Origin of the sequence: Pseudomonas sp. TJI-51 (assembly GCF_000190455.2) — a bacterium.
Lineage (GTDB): Bacteria > Pseudomonadota > Gammaproteobacteria > Pseudomonadales > Pseudomonadaceae > Aquipseudomonas > Aquipseudomonas juntendi.
Map to the genome: position 1 here is coordinate 1 of NZ_AEWE02000011.1, position 5,405 is coordinate 5,405.

Here is a 5,405-nt window from a genome sequence, read left to right on the forward strand (position 1 = left end):
CGCGCGCGATGGGCACAGGCATGACTGGCCCGAAACAAACGTAGGAGCGAGCGCAGCTCGCGATGCGCCGCGCGGGCGGCGCTCGATATCCGCGCCACCGCATATCGCAAGCCCTGAACCCAAGGCATAACTCAGTTACTGGACAAACGGTCCCCACGTGCAAAGCGCCAGGTGCGGATGATCTCCAGGCGGTCGAATTCGGCCAGGTCCCCGGTAAACGGTGCGAACGGCGCCGCCAGCCGCACGATACGCTGCGCTGCCTGGTCCAGCACCGGCTGCCCGGACGACTCCAGTACCAGCACTTCGTAGAGCGAGCCGTCGCGGTTGATCGAGACCATCATGCGCAGGTTGCCGTAGATCTGCTGCCGCCGCGCCTCGTCGGGGTAGTTGAGGTTGCCCACCCGCTCGACTTTCTTGCGCCACTCTTCCTTGTACCAGGCGCCCTTGTCGCGCATGGTCGAGGCAGCGTTCAGGCGGTGGATGCGCGGGCGCTTGGCGTACAGTTGCTGTTCGTTGGACAGCTCTGCCTCCAGGCTGGCGATCTGGCTGGACAGCTGCGAGCTGTCGAAGTCCGGGGCGGGCGCGGCTGGCTTGGGTTGCGCCTTGCTGGGCTTGGGCTTGGGCTCGACCTTGTGCGCCTTGGGCGCGGTGGTCACCACCGCCGACTTCTGCGGGGTTGGTGGCGGCACTACTTCCGGCTTGGCTGCCGGCGGGGGGGTGATCTTGTTGATCTTGCTGTCCTGGAACGGCGCCACTTCGGTGGTCTTGGGCACCGCCTTCTTGACCAGGGTGCCGCTACCTTGCTGGTTGTCCTGGGCCTGAAAATCAGCTTTCTCCGGCGGTTTTTCGCTTTTGAAGGTGGCCAGGGTAATGTCCATGGTATGGCGGATTTCGGCAGGCTTGACCACGGTGAAACCGACGCCGAGGATCAGCGCCAGGTGCACCAGCGCAGCCAGGAACAGCGTGAAACCGAGCCGGTCCACTGGGCGAACGCGTGGGGGCAGCAGGTCGGAAGGGATATCAGCGGGCAGCGTCATCGGGTATCCAGCAACCGCAGGGCGGGGCAGCAGGCCAGGCAAATGGGACCCGCATCATACCCCACTCCGGGTAAATGCCGTGCGTCGGCGGTCAGCGCGCCTGCAACTGGCGATCAATGGCATCCATCAGCTTGCCGCCGATATCGGTGTTGTAGGCGTTGTCGATTTCGCGAATGCAGGTCGGGCTGGTGACGTTGATCTCGGTGAGGTAATCGCCGATCACGTCGAGGCCCACGAACAACAGGCCTTTCTCGCGCAGGGTTGGCCCCACCTGGGCGGCAATCCAGCGGTCCCGGTCGCTCAGCGGGCGCGCCTCGCCGCGGCCACCGGCAGCCAGGTTGCCACGGGTTTCGCCGCTGGCCGGAATGCGCGCCAGGCAGTAGTCGACCGGCTCGCCGTCGATCATCAGGATGCGCTTGTCGCCGTCCTTGATCGCCGGCAGGTAGGCCTGTGCCATGATCTGCTGGGCACCCAGCGCGGTCAGGGTTTCGAGGATCACCGACAGGTTCGGGTCGCCCACCCGGTGGCGGAAGATCGACGTGCCGCCCATGCCATCCAGCGGTTTGAGGATCACGTCACCATGCTTGGCGGCAAACTCGCGGATGATGTCCGGGCGGCGGCTGACCAGCGTCGGTGGCGTGCACTGTGGGAACAGCGTGGCGAACAGTTTTTCGTTGCAGTCACGCAGGCTTTGCGGGCGGTTGACCACCAGCACGCCATCGTTCTCGGCTTGCTCCAGCAGGTAGGTGCTGTAGACGAACTCCATGTCGAACGGCGGGTCCTTGCGCATCAGGATCACGTCCAGCTCGGCCAGGGGGCTGTCCTGTTCTTCGCCCAGCTCGAACCAGCGGGCCGGGTCGGCGAAAACGTTCAGTGGGCGCATGCGCGCACGGGCTTTGCCTTCGCCCTGGTACAGGTCGCGCTGCTCCATGTAGAACAGGCTCCAGCCGCGTGCCTGGGCGGCCAGCAGCATGGCCAGCGAGCTGTCCTTTTTGTAGGAGATGGACGCGATCGGGTCCATGACAATGCCGAGGCGAACGCTCATGGGGTGGTTCCTCTTGGCGGCGCGTTGCCGCGATGGGTCGAAAGAAAAGTGGCTCAGGGTGGCGCTGTGAACGCCGCTGGTCAAGGGGCGGCGCAGATGGAACGGCCACCCGGAGTGTGTTAAAAATGCAGCTGCAAGCCCTTGGCTCCAAGCCTCAAGAGAAAAGCAGCCGAGTGCCGGCTGGGCTTTTGTTGTAACTTGCCGCTTGCAACTTGCAGCTCAATTCCCACGGGTAGGCGTCTATGGAACAACCCCTGAAGGTGATGGTGATCGACGACTCGCGCACGATCCGCCGCACTGCGCAGATGTTGCTCGGTGAAGCCGGCTGCGAGGTGATCACCGCCAGCGATGGCTTCGATGCCCTGGCCAAGATCGTCGATCACCGCCCCGGCATCATCTTCGTCGACGTGTTGATGCCGCGCCTGGACGGCTACCAGACCTGCGCCATCATCAAGCACAACAGCGCCTTCAAGGACACCCCGGTGATCCTGTTGTCGTCGCGCGACGGGCTGTTCGACAAGGCCCGCGGCCGGGTAGTCGGCTCTGATCAGTTTCTGACCAAGCCGTTCAGCAAGGAAGAACTGCTCGACGCAATCCGTGCCCATGTGCCCGGGTTTGCGGCACCTGAACCACAAGCACCCTGACCGCGCCCCGCCATGGCACGGTTCTACTTTCCTGATGGGGTAACAGCATGGCCCGAGTTCTGATTGTCGACGACTCGCCGACAGAGATGACGAGTTTGACCCAGTTTCTTGAAAAGAATGGCCACGAGGTGCTCAAGGCCAACAACGGTGCCGACGGCGTGGCACTGGCCCGGCAGGAAAAGCCGGACGCCGTGCTGATGGACATCGTCATGCCGGGCATGAACGGCTTCCAGGCCACCCGCCAGCTCAGCAAAGACCCGGAAACCAGTGCCATTCCGGTGATCGTGGTCACCACCAAGGACCAGGAGACCGACCGCATCTGGGCCACCCGCCAGGGCGCCCGCGACTTCCTCACCAAACCGGTGGGCGAAGAGGCGCTGATCGCCAAGCTCAAAGAAGTGCTGGGGGCTTGACCACCCGCCCGCAGGGCGCGTCACTGACCGCCTTCGAGTTGTTGCTGGACATCGACCGGCGCTGCCGTTTGCTGGTCGCTGACCAGCCGCCGCAAGACAACCGCCTGCAAGAGTGGAGTGGCATTGGCTTTCGCACCGCCGGGCAATGGTTCGTCGCGCCCATGGGCGAGGTGGCCGAGGTGCTGCGCGAGCCGCGTAGCAGCCGGGTACCGGGGGTGCAGCCATGGGTCTGCGGCGTGGCCAACCTGCGTGGCCGGTTGTTGCCGGTAATGGACCTGAGCAGCTTCTTTGGCCTGGGCCACGCCGCCCCGGGCAAGCAGCGCCGGGTGCTGGTGGTGGACCACGACGACCTGTTCGTCGGCCTGCTGGTGGACGAAGTGCTCGGTTTGCAGCACTTTACCCTCGACAGCCTGCAACTGTCCCCGCCACAGCCGTTGATTCGGGCTGCTGCGCGCTTTGTGCAAGGGCACTTCCCGCGTGAACGCAATTGGGCGATCTTCAGCCCCTTCGCCCTGGCCCAGGCGCCGGGCTTTCTCGATGTGGCGCTATAGGACCTGCGAACGTGAACACACCCGCCGCCCCCGTCACGGCCACCACCGTGACCCCGCGTACCCGTAGCATCGCGCAGATCACCGTGCTGTTCCTGATCCTGATCCTGTCGATCATCCTGCTGTTCGCCAATTTCGCTTACCTGAACAGCCAGTCCAACTACGACAAGCAGTACATCGGCCATGCCGGCGAGTTGCGCGTGCTGTCACAACGCATCGCCAAGAACGCCACCGAAGCCGCTGCAGGCAAGGCGTTGGCGTTCAAGTTGCTGTCGGATGCGCGCAACGATTTCGAGCGGCGCTGGGGCTACCTGCGCCAAGGTGACAAGGCCACCGGCCTGCCGCCGGCGCCGCCCGCCGTGCGTGATGAAATGGAAGCGGTGCGGCGTGACTGGGAAAACCTGCGCAAGAACACCGATACCATCCTGGCCACTGAACAGACGGTGCTGTCGCTGCACCAGGTGGCGGCGACACTGGCCGAAACCGTGCCGCAACTGCAGGTGGAGTACGAAAAGGTCGTCGAGATCCTGCTGCAGAGCGGCGCCCCGGCCAACCAGGTGGCGGTGGCCCAGCGCCAATTGTTGCTGGCCGAGCGGATCCTCGGCTCGGTCAACACCGTGCTGGCCGGTGATGACGCGGCAGCCCAGGCGGCCGATGCATTCGGGCGTGATGCCGGGCGTTTCGGCCAGGTGCTGCAAGGGATGCTCAACGGCGATGCGGGCATCCAGGTAACCCGAGTTGCAGATGCCGACGCCCGTGCCCGGTTGGCCGAAATTGCCGAGCTGTTCCAGTTCGTTGCCGGTTCGGTGGACGAAATTCTCGAAACCTCCCCAGAGCTGTTCCGGGTGCGCGAGGCGGCGGGCAATATCTTCAGCCTGTCGCAAACCCTGCTCGACGAGGCCTCGCACCTGGCCAACGGTTTTGAAAACCTGGCCGGCGGGCGCACCCTCGATACCGTGGGTGGCTACGCCCTGGGCCTGCTGGCCCTGGCTTCGATCATCCTCATCGGCCTGGTGATGGTGCGTACCACCAACCGCCAGCTGCGCGAGACGGCAGAAAAGAACGAACGCAACCAACAGGCAATCATGCGCCTGCTCGATGAAATCGAAGAGCTGGCCGATGGCGACCTGACGGTGACGGTTTCGGTCACCGAAGACTTCACCGGCGCCATTGCCGACTCGATCAACTATTCGGTCGACCAGCTGCGTGACCTGGTCGCTACCATCAACCACAGTGCGGTGCAGGTTGCCGCCGCCGTGCAGGATACGCAGAACACCGCGCGGCAGCTGGCCAAGGCCTCCGAGCAGCAGGCTGAGCAGATCAGCGAGGCGTCCGAGGCGGTGGGCGACATGGTCGAGTCGATCGACCGGGTTTCCGCACATGCCTATGAATCTGCCAAGGTTGCCGAGCGGTCGGTGGCCATCGCCAACAAGGGCAACGAGGTGGTGCACAACACCATCAACGGCATGGACAACATTCGCGAGCAGATCCAGGACACCGCCAAGCGCATCAAGCGGCTGGGCGAGTCGTCCCAGGAAATCGGCGATATCGTCAGCCTGATCGACGATATCGCCGACCAGACCAATATCCTTGCCCTGAACGCGGCAATCCAGGCCTCGCTGGCGGGCGAAGCCGGGCGCGGCTTTGCCGTGGTCGCCGACGAAGTGCAGCGCCTGGCCGAGCGCTCGTCGTCGGCCACCCGCCAGATCGAGGCGTTG

6 protein-coding genes are annotated in these 5,405 nt (G+C 64.4%); 4 read left to right on the forward strand and 2 right to left on the reverse strand.

Going from position 1 to position 5,405, the window contains the following annotated elements; translation table 11 throughout:
• Window positions 1-131: 131 nt before the first annotated feature.
• Together G1E_RS02560 and gshB are read right to left on the reverse strand one after the other, a co-directional pair.
• Window positions 132-1,037: an energy transducer TonB gene (locus tag G1E_RS02560; protein WP_009682816.1), complete on the reverse strand. Its 906-nt coding sequence runs from the start codon at window positions 1,035-1,037 to the stop codon at window positions 132-134.
• Window positions 1,038-1,128: 91 nt separating this feature from the next.
• Window positions 1,129-2,082: a glutathione synthase gene (gene gshB / locus G1E_RS02565; RefSeq protein WP_009682817.1), complete on the reverse strand. Its 954-nt coding sequence runs from the start codon at window positions 2,080-2,082 to the stop codon at window positions 1,129-1,131.
• Window positions 2,083-2,324: 242 nt separating this feature from the next.
• Between gshB and G1E_RS02570 the strand changes: the two genes are divergently transcribed.
• The 4 genes from G1E_RS02570 to G1E_RS02585 all read left to right on the forward strand — a co-directional run.
• Window positions 2,325-2,726: a PleD family two-component system response regulator gene (locus G1E_RS02570; RefSeq protein WP_009682818.1), complete on the forward strand. Its 402-nt coding sequence runs from the start codon at window positions 2,325-2,327 to the stop codon at window positions 2,724-2,726.
• Window positions 2,727-2,773: 47 nt separating this feature from the next.
• Window positions 2,774-3,139, forward strand: coding sequence for a twitching motility response regulator PilH (pilH, locus tag G1E_RS02575; RefSeq protein ID WP_009682819.1), 366 nt, complete (start codon window positions 2,774-2,776; stop codon window positions 3,137-3,139).
• Window positions 3,136-3,690: a chemotaxis protein CheW gene (locus G1E_RS02580; RefSeq protein ID WP_009682820.1), complete on the forward strand. Its 555-nt coding sequence runs from the start codon at window positions 3,136-3,138 to the stop codon at window positions 3,688-3,690. Before pilH ends, G1E_RS02580 begins: the two co-directional genes overlap by 4 nt.
• Window positions 3,691-3,701: 11 nt before the next feature.
• Window positions 3,702-5,405, forward strand: a 1,704-nt coding sequence (locus G1E_RS02585) for a methyl-accepting chemotaxis protein (RefSeq protein WP_047149593.1), incomplete at its 3' end; no start/stop codon positions are given.

What these genes read in the sequence shown, in the direction of transcription:
- G1E_RS02570 (WP_009682818.1), top strand. Translation starts at nt 2,325, where the DNA reads ATGGAACAACCCCTGAAGGTGATGGTGATCGACGACTCGCGCACGATC.
- gshB (WP_009682817.1), bottom strand. Translation starts at nt 2,082, where the DNA reads ATGAGCGTTCGCCTCGGCATTGTCATGGACCCGATCGCGTCCATCTCC.
- pilH (WP_009682819.1), top strand. Translation starts at nt 2,774, where the DNA reads ATGGCCCGAGTTCTGATTGTCGACGACTCGCCGACAGAGATGACGAGT.
- G1E_RS02560 (WP_009682816.1), bottom strand. Translation starts at nt 1,037, where the DNA reads ATGACGCTGCCCGCTGATATCCCTTCCGACCTGCTGCCCCCACGCGTT.